We start from the raw sequence: 17,213 nt of genomic DNA on the forward strand, positions 1-17,213 counted from the left end.
GCTTCGGCCCGTTTTTTTCGTTGGTTGTGTATGGGGATTAGCCGTCCGACACGCCTGCCTCGGCAAAAGTCGCCATGCCCGAGTGGCACGCGATTGCGGCTTTCAGGATGTTAATCGCAACTCCAGCCCCCGAACCTTCACCCAACCGCATACCAAGCGACAAAAGAGGCTCTTTCCCGATGCGGTCCAGAGCGTTGGCATGTGCAAGCTCGGCCGACACGTGCCCCGCAACTGCATGATCTAGCGCGCCCGGCACGCTTTCGTGCAGACACGCGGCGGCGGCAGTCGAGATGAAACCATCGATAATCACCGGAACACCCAGCACGCGTGCGCGGGCCATGGCACCAGCCATTGCCGCCACTTCACGGCCACCCAGACAGCGTAGCGCTTCCAGCCCGTTGCCAGCAGCGGCAGCGTTGGTCGCCAGACCCTCGCGGATCACGCGGGCTTTCAGCGCCAGACCGTCATCATCCACGCCGGTACCGCGACCGACCCAATCCTCGGCCTCGCCGCCATAGAGCGCCAGGAACAGCGCGGCAGCAGAGGTCGTGTTGCCGATCCCCATCTCGCCCGTGACCAGCAGGTCTGCGTTCTCGTTAACCGCGTTCCAGCCGGTCAGAAGCGCCGATACAACTTCGTCCTCGCTCATGGCGGGGCCTTGGGTGAAATCCTGCGTCGGACGGTCCAGCTCCAGCGCGTGGACATCCATCTGCGCGCCTGCCGCCTTAGACAGCTGGTTGATCGCCGCCCCGCCGTGCTGGAAGTTCAGAACCATCTGTTCCGTCACTTCCGCCGGGAAGGCCGACACGCCTTGCACGGTCACGCCGTGATTGCCCGCAAACACAACGACCTGAGGCGCGTTCAGCTCGGGGCGTCCATTGCCCTGCCAGCCAGCCACCCAAATCGCCAGCTCTTCCAACCGTCCCAAAGCACCGGGGGGTTTGGTCAGCTGGCCGTTGCGCTCTTCTGCCGCTTGGATCGCCGCCGTATCCGGGCCGTTCGCCGCCTCAAGCAGCGCCTTAAACTCGGCCAGGGTCGAGAATGGCTGTTGCGACATGGCGAGACTCCTTGATTGATTCATTTCCTCACCCTCTTTACCGATGGGGGACAACTGCAACTAGACTGCAAAAGACCAAATATGACGAAACACGACAGATCGACGTCAATCCTGCATCCCGCGGATATCCCCGCAGCGATTGGGCTTTTGACGCGTCTACCGATACGGGTAAACACGACGCTGGCGACCCAGCGGGCTGCGCGGTCTGCCTGGGCGTGGCCTTTGGCCGGGATCGTGCCAGCAATAATCGGCTGGGTCATGGGCTTTGGCGCCGTGTCCGTTGGTCTTCCGCCGCTCTTCGCGGCCTGTCTGGCGCTCTTGGGACAGATCATGGTCACCGGCGCCCTACACGAGGACGGTCTGGCCGATGTCGCCGACGGGTTCTGGGGCGGCTATGAGCGTGATCGACGGCTTGAGATCATGAAAGACAGCCGGATCGGGGCTTACGGGGTGATTGGGTTGGTTTTGTCGCTGGGCCTGCGCGCCTCGGCCCTTGCCGTTTTGCTGCCCCATCCCGGTGCGCTCTCTGCGTTGATCGTCATCGCCGTCAGCAGCCGCCTTCCGATGGTGCTTCTGATGGCCGCCATGCCCAACGCGCGCGGCGCGGGGCTGGCCAGCCAAGTGGGACGTCCGCCCGCACGCACCGCTTGGATCGCCTGTGGTGTGACCGCGCTGGTGGTGCTAATCCTGATGCCAGTCGCACTCTTTCCGCTTGTGGCCTATATCGGGCTTGGCGCCCTCACTTTGGCAGTCTTGGCAAATACCAAGATCGGTGGGCAGACGGGGGATGTGCTGGGCGCGTCACAACAGATCAGCGAGATCATCGGACTGGCGGTCATAGTCAGCCTGATCGCATAGAAAAAGCCGCCTGCCCTGCGGCAGACGGCTTCTCCACAATCTTGACGTCAGATCACGCAGCAGCAGCGCGCGACATCAGAACGTCCGAGACCTTCTTCTGTGCGGCCAGCTCGTCACCACCACCCACGGCAGCAACTTCACGGGTCAAACGCTCCAGAGCGGCTTCATACAGCTGACGCTCGGAATAGCTCTGCTCGCGCTGGTCATCGGTGCGATGCAGGTCGCGCACGACCTCAGCAATGGCGATCAGGTCACCCGAGTTGATTTTCTGTTCATATTCCTGCGCACGACGCGACCACATGGCGCGTTTTACACGGGCCTTGCCTTTCAGGGTGGTCATCGCCTTCGAAATCTCGTCCGGGCTGGACAGTCCGCGCATGCCAACTTCGGTGGCCTTGTTGGTGGGCACCCGCAGCGTCATCTTGTCTTTCTCGAACGAGATGACGAACAGCTCAAGCTCGATCCCGGCAACTTCCTGCTCTTCGATCGACACGATCTGTCCAACGCCGTGTGCGGGATAGACAACGTATTCGTTCGGGCGGAAATCCAGTTTCTTCTTGCTCATGTATGCGATCCTTCGCGTTATTGTTACAGTCGGGTGTCATGGCTGAGGTGGTCAGACAAAAACGGGTGGCGGCGCAGATAGCCCGCCAGCAAAATGTCACGACTCACCGAAATAAAACGCCCTGCCTCAGGTACAGGGCGCCATGATCGACCCAAGATTTGGAATAAGTATACCATAAAAATCAGGTATAGAAAAGCGCTGCAATGCAGAAGGTTGACCGATCGGTCAAACTCCTCCCTTTCCTACACATCTTGTCTCGCCTAACAGCAGACAGAACTTACTGCTCGGCAGGTGCTTCCGAGAAATACTTCTCGAGCTTGCCGTCTTCGCCGTCACGCTCTTCCGCTTCGGGCAGCGGGTCTTTACGCTCGATGATGACCGGCCAAAGTTCCGAGTATTTGCGGTTGAACTCGACCCATTTTTCCGTCCCCGGCTCGGTATCGGCGCGGATGGCGTCGGCCGGGCATTCCGGTTCGCACACACCGCAGTCGATGCATTCGTCTGGATGGATGACCAGCATGTTTTCACCTTCATAGAAGCAGTCTACGGGGCAAACTTCCACACAGTCGGTGTATTTGCAGGCGATGCAGTTGTCTTGGACGACATAGGTCATTGTGGCACCTTCAGGTTGGTCTCGGCCTCACTTAGGACAGCGCGCGGGATCAATCAAGCATAGTCCTGCGGGTTTGATCCAAGATGCGACGATCTTTCTTTGTCGGACGGCCCTTCCCGACCGTTTTTGGCGCAGATGCTTGTGATTGCGGAACATTGTCCGTCTTCTGGGCGGGCGGATCAAGGTCTTCGTACAGTGCTTGGGCTTCGGGCGCGGGGCCGCGGCGCGTCGACAAAGCCAAAATACGGATCACACGCACCTGTTTGGCCTGCGGAAAGGTCAGAACATCGCCTTCTGTGATTCCATATGACGATTTCGCGATCTTGTCGCCATTGACCCGCACGTGACCGGCGGTCACCAGTTTGGTTGCCAGCCCTCGGGTCTTGAAAAAACGCGCGTGCCACAACCACTTGTCCACGCGCATTTTTGTACCTTGAGGGGCGGGCGGTGTTCCGCCCTTCCCCTGAGCCTCTGCCATCGCGGCTTAGCCCTTGTCTTTCAGCCCCATCAGGGCCGCTGCGAAGGGGTTATCCGGGTCGATGGCTTTTTCTTTCCGCGGACCGGATTGATAGCTTTTCGGCTTCATGTCGCGCGGGCCTTTGTTCGGACCTTTGCCACGCTTGGGCTTACCGCCAGAGCGATCGCCGCGCGGCTTGCCGCCCGGTTTGCCCTGCCCGCGTTCACCACGCGGTTTGCCACCCTGACGGGCGCGGCCAAAGCCACCCCATGTGAAGGTGAAGAAGGTTTCCATTTCAGGGCCAGTATCTTCAGCGGGTGCCTCAGCAGCTTCAGGCGCAGCTTCAGCAGAAGCTTCTTCCGCAGCGGGTGCTTCGGCGGAAGCCTCTTCAGCAGCAGCCTCGGCCACGGCTTTCACCTTCTCGCGCTCGCCCTTCTCGGCCTTATAACCGAGACCCTGCATCAGGTCGGCGAACTGCTCCAGCGTCATACCGGTGATCGACAGCATATCAGCCTTGGCTTCAAAGCCGCCACGGCTGTCTTCCACGCGCAGTTGGTCGGCCAGACGTTCCAGCATGTCGATACGGATCGCACGGGCACCGGCGGGGCGATAGCCCGACAGCAGATAAGCCGATTGATCCACGCCGTCGATCACGGGGATCGTAACCAAACCGGGGGGCGGGCTTTCGGGGAATTCCGACAGACCTTTCCACAAGCCGTCCAGAACCAGACGCAGACGAGTCGGCGCGGGCTTCAGCAGAAGCGGCATGAAGATGGTGAACTGACCAAAGCGCACACCGTGCTTGCGCAGCGCGCCACGGGCGTCTTGGTCCAGGTCCTTGACCTCGCCCGCGACCTGATCACGCGGGATGATGCCCAGATTCTCGATCATACGGAAGCCGAAGCCACGGGCCATGCCGGTCAGCGTCTCGTCCTTCTCGATCGTAGTCAGCGGCTCGAACAGCGCTTGCACCTTACGGTCGATGAAATGCTGCAAACGACGGGTAACCTTTTCAGCGACATCGGTGCCGGCTTCGTCGTCGACGAAGGCCTGCACGCGCGGCTTGGCAACGTCATCACCCTTGACCAGCTTGCCCACGGCATGCTCGCCCCACATCAGGCCACCTTGTTCGGTGAAGTCCATCTCGGTGTCGGGGGCGTTATAAAAACGGTCCGCCCGCAGGTGAAATTCCGGCGCCAAGGCCTTCAGGCTAGCCGCCCGCAGGGTTTTGGCTTCTTCCGGTGTCTGGGCGGTGTCCTGGCTAAACCGGAACCCCTCCAATCGGCCAACAAACTGGCCTTCAACCGTCACTTCACCTTTATCGTTCACGTCAGCCACAAGGCTCTCCTTCTGCTTCAACCGGCGCAGCAAAACGCTGGTGCGCCGGTCAACAAATCTTTGGGTCAGACGCGCGTGTAACGCATCCGACAGGCGATCTTCTACAGCACGAGTCTCGCCACGCCAATGGGTAACATCGTCCAACCAGTCGCGTCGTTGTGCCACATAGGTCCATGTGCGGATATAGGCCAGCCGTTTGGACAGTGCGTCGATGTCCCCATCCGTGCGGTCAATGCGCTTGACCTGACGGGCAAACCAGTCGCGTTTGACCCGGCCATACTGGTGAATATCGTTGAATAGCTGGGTAATCAGCCCCGCATGTTCGCCGTGACTGATACCTCGAAAATCTGGCAGTTGGCAGAGTTCCCACAACAGCGATACCGAGCGCCCGTCGCTGGCGCGCGCGGTCACCTCGGCATCCTTGGCCAGCAGTTTCAGCGCCATTACATCATCCGCATCCCGCCCGCGGGTCAGCCAGTCATTGCCGGTCGGTGCTTCCAGCGAACGGATCAAAGCCGGGATCGTGCCAAAGGACAGGTCGCGGTTGCGCCAAAAGATCTTTTTATCGGGCGCGAATTGGTGTGAACAGATCGCATCAGCGACCTCCTCCGCCAGCAGCGGCGCCTCGCCCGTCACCCCGAACGATCCGTGATTCATGTGCCGCCCTGCCCGGCCGGCAATCTGTGCCAGCTCGCTGGGCAACAGCGGCCGCATCCGGTGGCCATCAAACTTGGTCAGCGCCGAGAACGCCACGTGGTCGATATCCAGGTTCAAACCCATGCCGATGGCATCGGTGGCGACCAGATAGTCGACGTCACCGTTCTGGTACATCTCGACCTGCGCGTTGCGTGTGCGCGGGCTGAGCGCGCCCATCACCACAGCCACGCCGCCCTTTTGACGGCGCATCAGTTCGGCAATCGCATAGAGGTTATCTACCGAGAAGCCCACAATGGCAGACCGCCCCGGCATCCGGCTGAGCTTTTTCGATCCGGCGTGGATCAGTTCCGAGAATCGCTCGCGGCGCAGGAACTGGACGTCGGGGATCAGCCCCGCAATCACAGGCCGCATGGTGTCCGACCCCATGAACAAGGTTTCCTGCGTGCCACGCATATGCAGCAGGCGGTCGGTGAAGACGTGCCCGCGTTCGGCATCGGTACAGAGCTGGATTTCGTCAATGGCGACAAAGTCAGCGCCCAGCCCCAACGGCATGGCCTCGACCGTGGCGACCCAGTATTGGGCGCGGTCCGGAACGATACGTTCCTCTCCAGTAACAAGTGCCACCGCATTGGGACCGCGTAAGCTGACCAATTTGTCATAGACCTCGCGCGCCAAAAGGCGCAGCGGCAGGCCAATGATGCCGGTGCGATAGCCCAGCATGCGTTCAAGCGCATAGTGCGTTTTGCCAGTATTGGTCGGACCCAGGACGGCAGTGATCCGTTGGCCACTTCGCGCGCTGTCGGAAACCATGCTCTGCCCTTTCAAAGCGCCGCCCGGCGCGGGCGGTCAAATATCCTTCGCCCGTTTCTGTTCCAAACGGGCCACGGCGCCTTTTATGTCGTCACTGTGTGGATGTATAGCAAGGGCGTGGCGATAAGCTTCTAATGCGCGGGCTTCATTTCCAAGCTCTTCCAAGATCAAGCCCAGCCCTGTCAGCGCCCCGAAATGACGCGGCTCTAAGGACAGGGTTTGCGCGATGTCATTCAGGGAAAGCCCCAACTCGCCCGACAGATAGAATGCCGTAGCACGGGCATTCCAGCCTTCAGCAAACTCTGGTGCATGGTCGGTCAGCGCACTGAGATGTGCAATCGCGCGGTTCAGATCTCCGTTTTCAATCGCGGTCTGCCCACGCCATAACAAAAGATCCATCGCATCCGAGCCAGAGCGGGACCAAAGCTCCCAAATCTCGCTTTCCAGCGCTTGCCAATTGCTGCTATCGGCGGTTTGAAGTTGTGAAAACAGGGTATCCAACTGTTCTTGGCGATCTTGTGCAACGGCAACGGTTGGCGGGACGATCCCGACGAACAAGATACAAAGCAAGATCAGCGAAAACATGCGCATAGGGAATGTTAGCGCGCAAAACCCTTCGAGAACAGGCACATTCGCGTGTGTTCCGCGCACATCGCAGGTGGAAACATGAAGTTCCCTTGCGTCGACTGCACGAAAACAGGTTTACGCGCACGGAAACTTTGATCTAGCATGTTCGGGACATCCATGCCCGACGGGCCATTTTCGGAGGAATAGAATTGAGCGATGTGATCAACACGGCCGTGGCCGCTCTGAACGATAAAGTAGGCGGCGGATTTGACGGTGGCACCGCCAAATTTGTCATCAATGGCGAAGGTGGTATCATCATCGACGCCGACGGCGTACGTGCCGGCGACGATGACGCTGACGTGACCCTGACGGCCGATGCCGACGTCTTTCAGGACATGCTGTCGGGCGATCTGAACCCGACCACCGCCTTCATGACCGGAAAACTGGCTGTGGACGGCAATATGGGACTTGCCATGCAACTTGGCGCTGTTTTGGCCTAACTATCTGAAATTCAGCAGGATCTGCGGCATGAGCACCTCTGACGCCCCTTTGTTCGACGACATTGCACAAGGACCCGCCGAAGGGCGGGCCTTTTGGCGTGAGACGTCGGATGGTGTGCGGATCCGGCTTGGGCTGTGGCCCGCAGCCCAAACGGCCACCTCGGCCGGGACAGTCCTGCTGTTCCCCGGTCGCACCGAATATATCGAGAAATACGGCCTGATCGCCGCCGAACTGGCGGACCGCGGCTTCGCCACCCTCAGCGTTGACTGGCGTGGGCAAGGTCTGTCGGATCGCGCGGATCAGGACCGTCTGCTGGGCCATGTGGGGCATTTTTCCGAGTACCAGTTGGATGTGGCCGCTATGATGGCGTTGGCCGAAGAGCTGGGCCTGCCCCGCCCCTTCGTTCTTGTCGGGCATTCTATGGGCGGCTGCATCGGATTGCGGTCGCTGCACGAGGGGTTGGACGTGAAAGGCGCCTGTTTCAGCGCGCCTATGTGGGGCATCACCATCGCCTCGGCCCTGCGTCCCATCGCCTGGGGCTTGTCTTGGGCGCTTCATCAGACCCCGTGGAAGCTGATGTTGACCCCCGGCACGGCGCGCAAAACCTATGTCGATATTCAGCCGTTTGAAGACAACATGCTGACCACCGACCCCGAGATGTACGCGCTGATGCAATTGCAAGCCAGCGCACGTCCTGAATTGACTTTGGGTGGCCCGACGGCGGGCTGGCTCTACGCCGCCCTGCGTGAGACCACAGAGCTGACGAAACTGCCCGCGCCCAGCACGCAAACCGTGACCTTCCTGGGCACGCAAGAGCGCATTGTGGAATCGGAACCGATCCACGAGTTGATGGGACGGTGGCGTGAAGGTCGGCTGGACCTGATGCAAGGCTGCGAACACGAAGTGCTGATGGAGGCCGAGCCGATCCGGGCGCAGGTCTACGACGCCATTCACCTGCTGGCGGATACCAACGGAAATGCAAGCGAAGCTTTATTAGTTGCGCAGACACAATGACTTATCCGTCACTATTCACCCAACTTCTCAATCAAAGCGCGCGTGGACCCATCCAGCGCATCCGCAGGCGCATCTCCGCTGAGAACTGGTGCTAAGGCGACAGCAAGTTCCTTGCCCAACTCCACACCCCACTGGTCAAACGAGTTGATACCCAGCAGAACGCCTTCCACAAAAACACGGTGTTCGTAGAGAGCGACGATCGCACCTAGGATCTCAGGAGTGAGTTTGGAGTAGAGCAATGTGGTCGAGGGACGGTTTCCGGGGAAAACGCGGTGGGCGGCTTGACGCTCCAGCTCGCCCCCTTCAAAGCCTTTCGCTTGCATCAACGCACGTGCCTCGGCCAGGCTGCGACCCGTCATCAAGGCCTGCGACTGTGCCAGACAGTTGGCCACCAACAGCTGATGCTGATACGCCAAATCGGGCTCGTGCCCCTCTGCCCCCACCATGAACTCGCACGGGATGATATCGGTACCCTGATGGATCAACTGATAGAAAGCGTGCTGGCCATTCGTGCCCGGCTCGCCCCAGACAACGGGGCCAGAGGGCAGATCCAGTGCGGCTCCATCCAAGGCCACGCGCTTGCCGTTGCTCTCCATCTCAAGCTGCTGAAGGTAGGCTGGTAGACGTGCCAACCGCTGTTCGTACGGCAAAACCGCACGGGTCGCATGACCGCAGACCTGACGGTGCCAGAACCCGACCAAGGCCAGCATCAGCGGCATGTTCGCGCGGCCCTCGGCGTTCTGAAAATGCAGGTCCATCGCGCGTGCGCCCATCAGCATCTGATCAAACCTGTCGGCCCCGATGGCGATCATCAGAGACAAGCCAATCGGCCCCCACATGGAATAGCGCCCGCCAACCCAGTCCTCAAAGCCAAAGACACGCTCGGCGGCGATGCCCCATTCGGCCGTTTTCTCCAAATTCGAGGACAGCGCGGCAAAATGCAGACCCACCGCATCCGCAGTCACGTCACGCAGTAACCAATCGCGGGCCGTGGCGGCATTGGTCATGGTTTCAATGGTCGTGAAGGTTTTTGAGGCCACCATGATCAGCGTTTCCGCCGGGTTTAGCCCACGCAAAACATCCGCAATCTGCGCCCCGTCCACGTTCGAGACGAAATGCACCCGCGGCCCATCGTGATAGGGCGACAGCGCCTGCGTGGCCATCGCGGGTCCAAGATCCGAGCCGCCAATGCCGATATTCACCACATCCCGAAAGCGCCCGCCCCCGGGCGCGCGGATCTGACCCGCGCGCAGGCGCGTCGCGAAATCCCGCATCCGGGCAAGCGTGTCGCGGACGCCGTGCATGACATCTTCCCCGTCCACGTACACCTCGGCCTCGGGTCCCGCGCGCAGGGCCGTGTGCAGCACCGCACGGCCTTCGGTCACATTGATCTTGTCGCCACCGAGCATCTGATCGCGTCGCTCCGCCACCTCTGCGTCATCCGCAAAGGACAACAAAAGCTCTACCGCCCGATCATCCAGCCCCGTTTTCGACCAGTCGAAATACAGGCCTGCACCATCAGAACTATATCTCGTCGCCCGGTCGGGGTCCGCGTTGAACAGGTCGGTCAGACATGTTTCGGTTAATGTTTCGTTATGCGCAATCAGCTTATCAATGGTCATACTATTCCCCGGGGGCAGGCTTTCGCCCGCGTTTATTCCGCCCAGTGTACCGTCATGTCTGACATCACGGCTTTCACCGGCGCGAGTCGAGCGTGCTTTTCGGCCATCGCCTTGTTCAGCGCATCGCGTTTCACGGCACCCAAGATCAAAAGGTGTTTAGACATTGCGCCGTTCAAAATCGGCGCGGTCAGCGTCACGCGCGGTTCGTCCGCGCCGGGTGCCCGCATGGGCAGCAAAGGCGGCGCGTGACGGGACAACGCCTCGTCCAGATGATCAGCGCCCGGAAACAGGCTGGCGGTGTGCATGTCCTCGCCCATGCCCAACAACACGACCGAGATCGGCGTGAGCGCCTCGATCCCTTGCGATAGCGCAGGCAAGGCGTCTTCCGGCCGCGGATTATCTGCGTAAAGCGGCACCAGATTGGCTTTGGCGGCGTGGCCAACCAGCAGGCGTGATCGCAGAAGCGCCGTGTTCGACCGCGGGCTGCTTTCCGGCACCCAGCGTTCGTCGGTCAAGAGCACATCAACCCGCGCCCAATCCAGATCTACCGCGCTGAGCGCGTCAAAGACAGGCCCCGGCGTCGTCCCGCCAGGCACCGCCAGCGAGGCGCGCTCTTCATGATCCAACATTTGCGTCAGCTCGGACGCCAGCACATCGGCCAAGTCCAGCATCATCATGTCGCGATCTGCATACTCAATCAGGTTCATTCGCGAATCTCCCTCCAGCGACGGCCATCTTTATGCAGCAGCATAAGTGCCTCTTCCGGCCCGGTCGAGAACGGGTCATAGCTGATGGGCTTGTCGCGGCGATACTCCCAACCTTCGATGATCGGATCAGTCCAGGCCCAAGCGGCCTCGACCTCGTCCCCACGCATGAACAGCGTCTGGTTGCCGCGGATCACATCCATGATCAACCGCTCGTAAGCATCTGGCGAATCGGCGATTTCTTCCCCCAGAGCCTCGGCGAATGTCATATCCAAAGGCACGTCGATCAGGCGCATTCCACCCGGCCCCGGTTCCTTAATCGTGACCTTCAGGTCCATACCTTCGTTGGGCTGCAGTCGGATCGAGAGCTCGTTCGCGGACTGGCCGGTGTCTGCTTCGAAAATCGAGTGTGGCGGTTCCTTGAAACGCACGACAATCTCGGACATCCGCGCCTTCAGGCGTTTACCTGTGCGAAGATAAAACGGTGTCCCGTTCCAGCGCCAATTCGAGATATGCAGCTTCATCGCCACGAAGCTTTCTGTCGCACTGCTGTCGGTTTCCGCATCGGTCAGATAGGACGCAACCTCGTCATCGCCCGCATACTGCCCGCGCACCAGATCTTCCGGTGCGACTGGATCCAAGGCGCGAATGATTTTCAACTTCTCATCCCGCACCGCATCCGAATCGAACTTCGACGGTGGCTCCATCGCGGTCAGACACAGAAGCTGCATCAGGTGGTTCTGCACCATGTCGCGCATCGCACCCGATTTGTCATAATACCCGCCCCGCCCTTCGACGCCGACGGTCTCAGCCACGGTGATTTGGATGTGGTCGACGTATTGGGCGTTCCAGAGCGGCTCGAACAGCATGTTGCCAAAGCGCAGCGCCATCAGATTCTGCACCGTCTCTTTTCCAAGATAGTGGTCGATGCGATAGATTTGGCTTTCGTCGAAATGCTCGGCTAGCGTGGCGTTCAGCGCGCGCGCTGTTTCGATGTCGTGACCAAAGGGTTTTTCCACCACGATCCGGGCTTCCGGCCCAGCGATCCCCTTCGTGTGAAGGCGTTCGGCAATCGGCCCAAATAGGCTCGGCCCGACCGAGAAATAGAACGCCTGTACCCGATCCAGATGGCTTTTGGCCTTCAGCTCGGCCCAGCCGTCATCGCCCATCGCGTCCACTTGCACATAGAACAGCGTCTCGCGAAACGCGGCCAGCGTGTCAGGATCACATTTGCGCTTGGACACGAAGCTGCGCACGGCCTCTTCCACGAAGTCTCGAAAGCCCTCGTCATCCATTTCACTGCGCGCCGCGCCAATGATGCGTGCCCCTTCGGGCATCTGCCCATCGCGGAAGCGCCGATAGAGGCCGGGCAGGATTTTGCGGCGTGACAGGTCGCCCGTCCCGCCAAAAATGACCAGATCAAAAGGATCGACCGGAATAACACGCGAGACCATCAGGAACTCCAGTTATGTTAGCGCTAACTATTTCACTCACCGGCCTTCTAACCGCTTCGTTCGCATAAGTCTAGCATCCTTGTGACGGGTCACAAGCAAAGTCGGTTGGGAAGCGGCGCTATCCCGCCATCACGCACAGCAGTTCGAACATGATCGAAGCGCCCAGATAGGCTGTCGCACCGCTGGGATCAAAGGGGGGCGAAACTTCGACCAGATCGGCGCCAACAATGTTTAGCCCTTGAAGGGCGCGCACAACCTGAAGCGCTTGATAGGAATTCGGGCCGCCTACCTCGGGCGTACCGGTGCCCGGCGCGAAGGCAGGATCAACAAAATCAATGTCATAGCTAACATAAGTCGCACCCTGCCCAGCGATCTCGCGCGCCTCGGCCATTACATCATCCACCCCGCGGGCGTGGAATTCTTCGACGGGAATCACCCGGATGCCCACACTGTCGGCGAAGTCGCGATCTTCGTTGTCATAAGCGGTGCCGCGAATGCCGATCATCACCACGCGTTTGGGGTCCAAAAGGCCTTCTTCCACCGCGCGGCGGAAGGGTGTTCCATGAGTGTACATGGTGCCATCGAAATACGAATGAAACAGGTCTGTATGGCTGTCAAAATGCACCATCCCGACCGGCCCATCCTTGGCCAGCGCACGCAGAATCGGCAGGGCGCACAGATGGTCGCCCCCTCCGGTCAACGGACGGATGCCTGCAGCATGGACCCGGGCATAGAATGCCTCCATCCGTTTCAGGCTGTCCATGACATCTGCAGGATTCGGGGCCACATCGCCAAGGTCTGCGCAATTCATCACCTCAAACGGGCGCACACCTGTCGCGCCGTTTTGGGCCCGTATCATGGTGGACATATCGCGCAGCTGGCGCGGGCCGTGACGTGGACCCGGGCGGTTGGTGGTGCCTCCGTCCCAGGGCGCTCCGATCAGACCGACCTGCACGTCAGAGAATCGCGGGTGGTCGAAATCCACATATGGCAGCCGCATGAAGGTCGGCACGCCCGCAAAACGCGGCAGATCAAAGCCTGAAACGGGGGTGAAAAACGGATCTGACATGGCGGCCTCCCTGCTGTTTGAGAGGACGCTAGCGAGTTAGATCCGCGCCGTCATGCGAAATCCGACAGATCAGGCGTCGAGTTCCGTATCCCAATACAGAAAGTCCATCCAACTGTCGTGCAAATGTCCCGGCGGGAACTTGCGCCCAACATTGCGCAGCTCTTCTGCCGTTGGCTGGCGCGCGGGCTTGCGCAAGGTCAGCCCCGAATGCCGCAAGGGCTTCGAGCCCTTCTTCAAGTTGCACCGCTGACAGGCGGCCACGACGTTTTCCCAACTGGTCACGCCCCCTGCGGCCCGTGGCACCACGTGATCAAAGGTCAAATCGCCCTTCGCGCCGCAGTACTGACAGCAAAATTCATCCCTTAAAAACAAATTAAAGCGCGTGAAGGCCACGCGCTTTTGAGGTTTCACATAGTCTTTCAGAACCACAACCGAGGGGATCTTCAGCTCGATCGACGGGCTTCTGACCACCTCGTCATACTCAGCCAAAATATTGACCCGGTCCAGAACCGCCGCTTTCACGGCCTCCTGCCAAGGCCACAGAGACAGCGGATAATAGGACAAGGGCCTGAAATCCGCGTTTAGCACCAAGGCCGCGTGCCGTTTGACACCCCCGCCTTCCCGTACAAAGTCAGTTCTGAAGTCTCCATCCATGACGCATCCAATCCTCGCCCGTCTACATCCTCAATCGGTTGTCGGGGCGGGGACACCCGCCCCATGCTTATAGGTTGACTATATATTGATAAGACAACCTTACAACCCCAACATATGGGGTCACCAGCGGGATAACATCGGATTATCTCAGGGATGTGACAGGCGGCGGGCCAGATGTGATCAGTTGGCGGCTTGGGCCGGGGTCATCCCCAGATTGTCCAGCATGAAGCTGAGCGCGACCGACAGACCGTCCATCGCGATCCCGTGGCCGGTGCCCTTCATGATGAAGCCATAAGTTTCAAACCCCGCAGCCTGCAGCACTTCGCCGCTTTCGCTGAAATGCCCCGGAGGCACCATGTCATCCTGATCGCCATGCACCAGCAGGATCGGCAGTTTCGACACCACGTTTTCGGCGAATTGATCAGGCTCCAACATCCGGCCCGAGAACGCGACCAACCCGGCAATCGGCTCTTCCCGGCGAGGCAGCACACGCAAAGACATCATCGTGCCTTGCGAGAAGCCGAAAACGATCAGCTGTGAAGGCTCAATGCCTTCATCTTCCAGTACCTGATCTAGGAACGCGTTGATGTCGGCCGTTGCCATCTCAACGCCGCGCATGCTGTCTTCTTCCGACGAGCCGTCCAGCCACGGGATTGGGAACCACTGGTATCCCATCGGGTTGCCCAAGCATTTCTCGGGCGCGTCAGGGGCGATGAAGGTGGTGTCGGGCATGTGCTCAGACAAAGGATCAGCCAGCCCCAGCAGGTCAGCGCCATCTGCGCCATAGCCGTGCAAAAACACCACCACCGATTTCGTGGTGCCCGAGGCCGCTTCGCGCCGTTTGCTTTCCAAGATGCGGGTCATTCGCCTATCCCTTCGCGTTCTGTTTCCATGCGGTAATAGGCCCAGAGCAACCGCGCCGCAACGCCCCTGTTGGGGGACCAGTCCTGCGCCATGGCACGCATCGCCTTTTCCTTGGGCCGCTCGGGCAGATCAAACAGCCGTTTGGCGGCTTCTTGCAGGGCCAAATCGCCTGCCGGGAAGACATCCGCGCGGGCCAATGCGAACAGCGCATAGATCTCGGCCGTCCACATCCCGATCCCCGGCACGGCGGTCAGGGTCTTGATCACTTGATCCGAGGGCAGATCATGCAGCGCCGGATAGTCGATCCCGGCACGGGCCAAGGCCTTGGTATAGCGAATTTTCGGGCGCGACAGGCCCACATCTGCCAGATCCTGATCACTGGCGCGGGCGACGTTGTCGGTGTCGTCAAAACCAGCCTCCTGCACCCGCCCCCAGATCGCCGCTGCTGATGCGGTCGAGACCTGCTGCCCCACGATGGCAAACATCAGGGCGGAAAACCCGTCCGGGCGCAGCCGCAGAGGGATCTCGTCCAGATGATCGAAAATGGGCTGAAAGCGCGGTTCAAGCACGCAAAGCTCTCGTGCCTCACGTTGCAAACAGTCCTGCCCGTGGATCATCGTTTCAACTGTGACAGCCATTCCAGCGCCTCTTCAGGGGTTTCCACGCGATCACACTCGGGCAATGCGGGGCGATTCAGCATCACGACAGGTAAGCCCAACTGGCGCGCGGCCAACAGCTTAGCGCTGGTCGGACCACCCGCGTTTTTGCTGACCAGATGAGTGATGCGATAACTGCGCAGTGTTTCCAACTCTTCCTCCAGCGAGAATGGAGGACGCCCTACGATCCAGTCCCCCTCATAGGGAAAAGGATCATCCGTCGCATCCACGCGGCGGCAAAATAGCGTCCGCCCTTCGGCCAAATCCGCCCAATCCGAGACCGATGCCGCCCCGGTCGCCAGCAGCACGCACGCTCCGGACGGGATATGTTCTGAGGCTTCGCCGGGATGGTCGATCAAATGCCAGTCATCGCCGGTTTCCGCATGCCACTCACACCTCAACAACCTCACGTAAGGCACTGATAATTCGCTTGATATCTGAATACTTCGAGAGGAAATCCGCGCTGCGAAGGGATGCGTCGCGTCGACCACTGCATCAAATTCATTTGTGATCACAAGGTCTCGCTGCGCGGTTTCTCCCCCAAAGCCACCGACACGTGTCGGCACGGGATACGATGCAGGCGCGCGCGTCGCGCCCGCGAGCGACGCCAGCACATCCTGCCCATGATCGGCCAGCAGTTTTGCCAAGGCGCGTGCCTCGCCCGTTCCAGCCAACAGAAGAATCTTCACTGCGCCTGTGCGATGATCTCGCCCTTTCGGTCGATCACGACAATGTCCACAGAAATCGGCGCGCCACGCAGGATTTGGACTGCTTGCTCCCGCGCCTTTTCGGCGATCATGGATGACATCACTTCTCCATGCTTTTCAAAAGCTTGCAGGGCTGTATTCATGCCTGAAACCTCGGGGTCATTCAGCCAATCTGCCAGCACATCAAAATCCACCTGACTACGCCCCGAATGCAAATCCCGCGCGCCCTGCGCCAGCTTTGTCAGCTTGCCAATGCCGCCACCGATGGTCACCCGGTCAATCGGATTGCGCGCCAGATATTTCAGCATCCCACCCGCGAAATCGCCCATGTCGATCATGGCCCCGTCAGACAGGCTAAACAGCTCCTGCACCACCTTTTCCGAGGTCGCCCCGGTGCAGCCCGCAACTTGGGTCAGCCCCTCGGCCCGCGCCACGTCAATGCCCCGGTGGATCGACGCGATCCACGCTGAACAAGAGAACGGGCGAACAATGCCCGTGGTGCCCAAAATGGACAGCCCGCCTTTGATCCCAAGCCGCGGGTTCCATGTCTTTTCCGCCAGTGCGGCGCCATCCTCGACCGAGATGGTAACAATCACATCGGCGGCTTGCTCATATGTCACAGCGGCTTCGTGCACGACGCCCTTGATCATCTGGCGCGGCACCGGGTTGATCGCAGGCTGGCCTACAGGAATCGGCAGGCCGGGTTTTGTCACCGTGCCCACGCCCTCTCCGGCCACGAAGAACACGCCCTGTCCCGGCTTGGCAGGCGCCACACGCGCCCGGATTACCGCACCATGCGTCACATCTGGGTCGTCGCCTGCATCTTTCACAATGGCCGCCTCTGCCCATGTGTCGCCCGCAATCAGGTCGTAAACCAGAAAATCCGGCGTTTCCCCACGCGGCAAAGTAATTGTCACACGCGCCGGGGATCCCTGCCCCCAAAACGCATCCAATGCGGCCTTCACCGCGGCCGTGGCACAGGCGCCCGTGGTCCAGCCACGGCGCAGTTTCTGAGGGTCGGTCTTTTCCATCCCAACGACTATAAG

Annotated in this window: 18 protein-coding genes; 3 read left to right on the forward strand and 15 right to left on the reverse strand. The window is 60.1% G+C overall.

Annotated elements, in window-relative coordinates; genetic code table 11:
- Window positions 1-37: 37 nt before the first annotated feature.
- On the reverse strand, window positions 38-1,057 hold the full coding sequence (cobT, locus tag G0Q00_RS02775) for a nicotinate-nucleotide--dimethylbenzimidazole phosphoribosyltransferase (protein WP_163036176.1): 1,020 nt from the start codon (window positions 1,055-1,057) through the stop codon (window positions 38-40).
- Between the two features lie 81 nt (window positions 1,058-1,138).
- Here cobT and cobS point away from each other — a divergent pair, with 81 nt between their 5' ends.
- Complete coding sequence (cobS, locus tag G0Q00_RS02780; protein ID WP_163036178.1) at window positions 1,139-1,915, forward strand: adenosylcobinamide-GDP ribazoletransferase; 777 nt, start codon at window positions 1,139-1,141, stop codon at window positions 1,913-1,915.
- Window positions 1,916-1,967: 52 nt separating this feature from the next.
- On the opposite strand, the gene G0Q00_RS02785 is transcribed toward cobS, so the two are convergent.
- The 5 genes from G0Q00_RS02785 to G0Q00_RS02805 form a co-directional block, all read right to left on the reverse strand.
- The gene (locus G0Q00_RS02785; protein WP_163036180.1) at window positions 1,968-2,480 is read right to left on the reverse strand and encodes a CarD family transcriptional regulator; all 513 of its coding nucleotides are present in this window, start codon (window positions 2,478-2,480) and stop codon (window positions 1,968-1,970) included.
- A 277-nt stretch (window positions 2,481-2,757) separates the two neighbouring features.
- Window positions 2,758-3,093 (reverse strand): ferredoxin FdxA, encoded by a 336-nt coding sequence (gene fdxA, locus G0Q00_RS02790; protein WP_163036182.1) that lies wholly within the window; start codon window positions 3,091-3,093, stop codon window positions 2,758-2,760.
- A 49-nt stretch (window positions 3,094-3,142) separates the two neighbouring features.
- Complete coding sequence (locus tag G0Q00_RS02795; protein ID WP_239058306.1) at window positions 3,143-3,517, reverse strand: RNA-binding S4 domain-containing protein; 375 nt, start codon at window positions 3,515-3,517, stop codon at window positions 3,143-3,145.
- A 60-nt stretch (window positions 3,518-3,577) separates the two neighbouring features.
- Window positions 3,578-6,355: a helicase-related protein gene (locus tag G0Q00_RS02800; RefSeq protein ID WP_163036186.1), complete on the reverse strand. Its 2,778-nt coding sequence runs from the start codon at window positions 6,353-6,355 to the stop codon at window positions 3,578-3,580.
- A gap of 36 nt (window positions 6,356-6,391) precedes the next feature.
- The gene (locus tag G0Q00_RS02805) at window positions 6,392-6,940 is read right to left on the reverse strand and encodes a tetratricopeptide repeat protein (protein ID WP_163036188.1); all 549 of its coding nucleotides are present in this window, start codon (window positions 6,938-6,940) and stop codon (window positions 6,392-6,394) included.
- A gap of 191 nt (window positions 6,941-7,131) precedes the next feature.
- On the opposite strand from G0Q00_RS02805, the gene G0Q00_RS02810 reads away from it, so the two are divergent.
- Window positions 7,132-7,422 carry an SCP2 sterol-binding domain-containing protein gene (locus G0Q00_RS02810; protein WP_163036190.1) on the forward strand — a complete coding sequence of 97 codons (291 nt, stop codon included), beginning with the start codon at window positions 7,132-7,134 and terminating at the stop codon, window positions 7,420-7,422.
- A gap of 28 nt (window positions 7,423-7,450) precedes the next feature.
- A complete protein-coding gene (locus tag G0Q00_RS02815) occupies window positions 7,451-8,437 on the forward strand; it encodes an alpha/beta fold hydrolase (protein WP_163036192.1) in 987 nt (328 codons plus the stop codon).
- 11 nt (window positions 8,438-8,448) lie between these two features.
- Here the strand turns inward: G0Q00_RS02815 and pgi are convergent, their stop codons facing one another.
- The 9 genes from pgi to G0Q00_RS02860 form a co-directional block, all read right to left on the reverse strand.
- On the reverse strand, window positions 8,449-10,059 hold the full coding sequence (gene pgi, locus G0Q00_RS02820) for a glucose-6-phosphate isomerase (protein ID WP_163036194.1): 1,611 nt from the start codon (window positions 10,057-10,059) through the stop codon (window positions 8,449-8,451).
- Between the two features lie 32 nt (window positions 10,060-10,091).
- Entirely contained in the window at window positions 10,092-10,766 is a 675-nt protein-coding gene (gene pgl, locus G0Q00_RS02825; RefSeq protein ID WP_163036196.1) for a 6-phosphogluconolactonase, read from the reverse strand.
- Entirely contained in the window at window positions 10,763-12,217 is a 1,455-nt protein-coding gene (zwf, locus tag G0Q00_RS02830; protein WP_163036198.1) for a glucose-6-phosphate dehydrogenase, read from the reverse strand. Before zwf ends, pgl begins: the two co-directional genes overlap by 4 nt.
- Before the next feature lie 118 nt (window positions 12,218-12,335).
- On the reverse strand, window positions 12,336-13,286 hold the full coding sequence (locus G0Q00_RS02835) for an agmatinase (RefSeq protein ID WP_163036200.1): 951 nt from the start codon (window positions 13,284-13,286) through the stop codon (window positions 12,336-12,338).
- A gap of 69 nt (window positions 13,287-13,355) precedes the next feature.
- Window positions 13,356-13,940: an HNH endonuclease gene (locus G0Q00_RS02840; protein ID WP_163036202.1), complete on the reverse strand. Its 585-nt coding sequence runs from the start codon at window positions 13,938-13,940 to the stop codon at window positions 13,356-13,358.
- 180 nt (window positions 13,941-14,120) lie between these two features.
- Window positions 14,121-14,804: an alpha/beta hydrolase gene (locus G0Q00_RS02845; protein ID WP_163036204.1), complete on the reverse strand. Its 684-nt coding sequence runs from the start codon at window positions 14,802-14,804 to the stop codon at window positions 14,121-14,123.
- Entirely contained in the window at window positions 14,801-15,442 is a 642-nt protein-coding gene (locus G0Q00_RS02850; RefSeq protein ID WP_163036206.1) for a DNA-3-methyladenine glycosylase, read from the reverse strand. The genes G0Q00_RS02845 and G0Q00_RS02850 overlap by 4 nt, the downstream gene beginning before the upstream one ends.
- Entirely contained in the window at window positions 15,418-16,149 is a 732-nt protein-coding gene (locus tag G0Q00_RS02855; protein ID WP_163036208.1) for a precorrin-6A/cobalt-precorrin-6A reductase, read from the reverse strand. The genes G0Q00_RS02850 and G0Q00_RS02855 overlap by 25 nt, the downstream gene beginning before the upstream one ends.
- On the reverse strand, window positions 16,146-17,198 hold the full coding sequence (locus tag G0Q00_RS02860; protein ID WP_163036210.1) for a cobalt-precorrin-5B (C(1))-methyltransferase: 1,053 nt from the start codon (window positions 17,196-17,198) through the stop codon (window positions 16,146-16,148). Before G0Q00_RS02860 ends, G0Q00_RS02855 begins: the two co-directional genes overlap by 4 nt.
- Window positions 17,199-17,213 lie beyond the last annotated feature (15 nt).

Origin of the sequence: Aliiroseovarius sp. PrR006 (assembly GCF_010500215.1) — a bacterium.
GTDB lineage: Bacteria > Pseudomonadota > Alphaproteobacteria > Rhodobacterales > Rhodobacteraceae > Aliiroseovarius.

Excerpts from the sequence above, each read along its gene's own strand:
- cobT (WP_163036176.1), bottom strand. The coding sequence starts at position 1,057 with ATGTCGCAACAGCCATTCTCGACCCTGGCCGAGTTTAAGGCGCTGCTT.
- cobS (WP_163036178.1), top strand. The coding sequence starts at position 1,139 with ATGACGAAACACGACAGATCGACGTCAATCCTGCATCCCGCGGATATC.
- G0Q00_RS02785 (WP_163036180.1), bottom strand. The coding sequence starts at position 2,480 with ATGAGCAAGAAGAAACTGGATTTCCGCCCGAACGAATACGTTGTCTAT.
- fdxA (WP_163036182.1), bottom strand. The coding sequence starts at position 3,093 with ATGACCTATGTCGTCCAAGACAACTGCATCGCCTGCAAATACACCGAC.
- G0Q00_RS02795 (WP_239058306.1), bottom strand. The coding sequence starts at position 3,517 with ATGCGCGTGGACAAGTGGTTGTGGCACGCGCGTTTTTTCAAGACCCGA.
- G0Q00_RS02800 (WP_163036186.1), bottom strand. The coding sequence starts at position 6,355 with ATGGTTTCCGACAGCGCGCGAAGTGGCCAACGGATCACTGCCGTCCTG.
- G0Q00_RS02805 (WP_163036188.1), bottom strand. The coding sequence starts at position 6,940 with ATGTTTTCGCTGATCTTGCTTTGTATCTTGTTCGTCGGGATCGTCCCG.
- G0Q00_RS02815 (WP_163036192.1), top strand. The coding sequence starts at position 7,451 with ATGAGCACCTCTGACGCCCCTTTGTTCGACGACATTGCACAAGGACCC.
- pgi (WP_163036194.1), bottom strand. The coding sequence starts at position 10,059 with ATGACCATTGATAAGCTGATTGCGCATAACGAAACATTAACCGAAACA.
- pgl (WP_163036196.1), bottom strand. The coding sequence starts at position 10,766 with ATGAACCTGATTGAGTATGCAGATCGCGACATGATGATGCTGGACTTG.
- zwf (WP_163036198.1), bottom strand. The coding sequence starts at position 12,217 with ATGGTCTCGCGTGTTATTCCGGTCGATCCTTTTGATCTGGTCATTTTT.
- G0Q00_RS02835 (WP_163036200.1), bottom strand. The coding sequence starts at position 13,286 with ATGTCAGATCCGTTTTTCACCCCCGTTTCAGGCTTTGATCTGCCGCGT.
- G0Q00_RS02840 (WP_163036202.1), bottom strand. The coding sequence starts at position 13,940 with ATGGATGGAGACTTCAGAACTGACTTTGTACGGGAAGGCGGGGGTGTC.
- G0Q00_RS02845 (WP_163036204.1), bottom strand. The coding sequence starts at position 14,804 with ATGACCCGCATCTTGGAAAGCAAACGGCGCGAAGCGGCCTCGGGCACC.
- G0Q00_RS02850 (WP_163036206.1), bottom strand. The coding sequence starts at position 15,442 with ATGGCTGTCACAGTTGAAACGATGATCCACGGGCAGGACTGTTTGCAA.
- G0Q00_RS02860 (WP_163036210.1), bottom strand. The coding sequence starts at position 17,198 with ATGGAAAAGACCGACCCTCAGAAACTGCGCCGTGGCTGGACCACGGGC.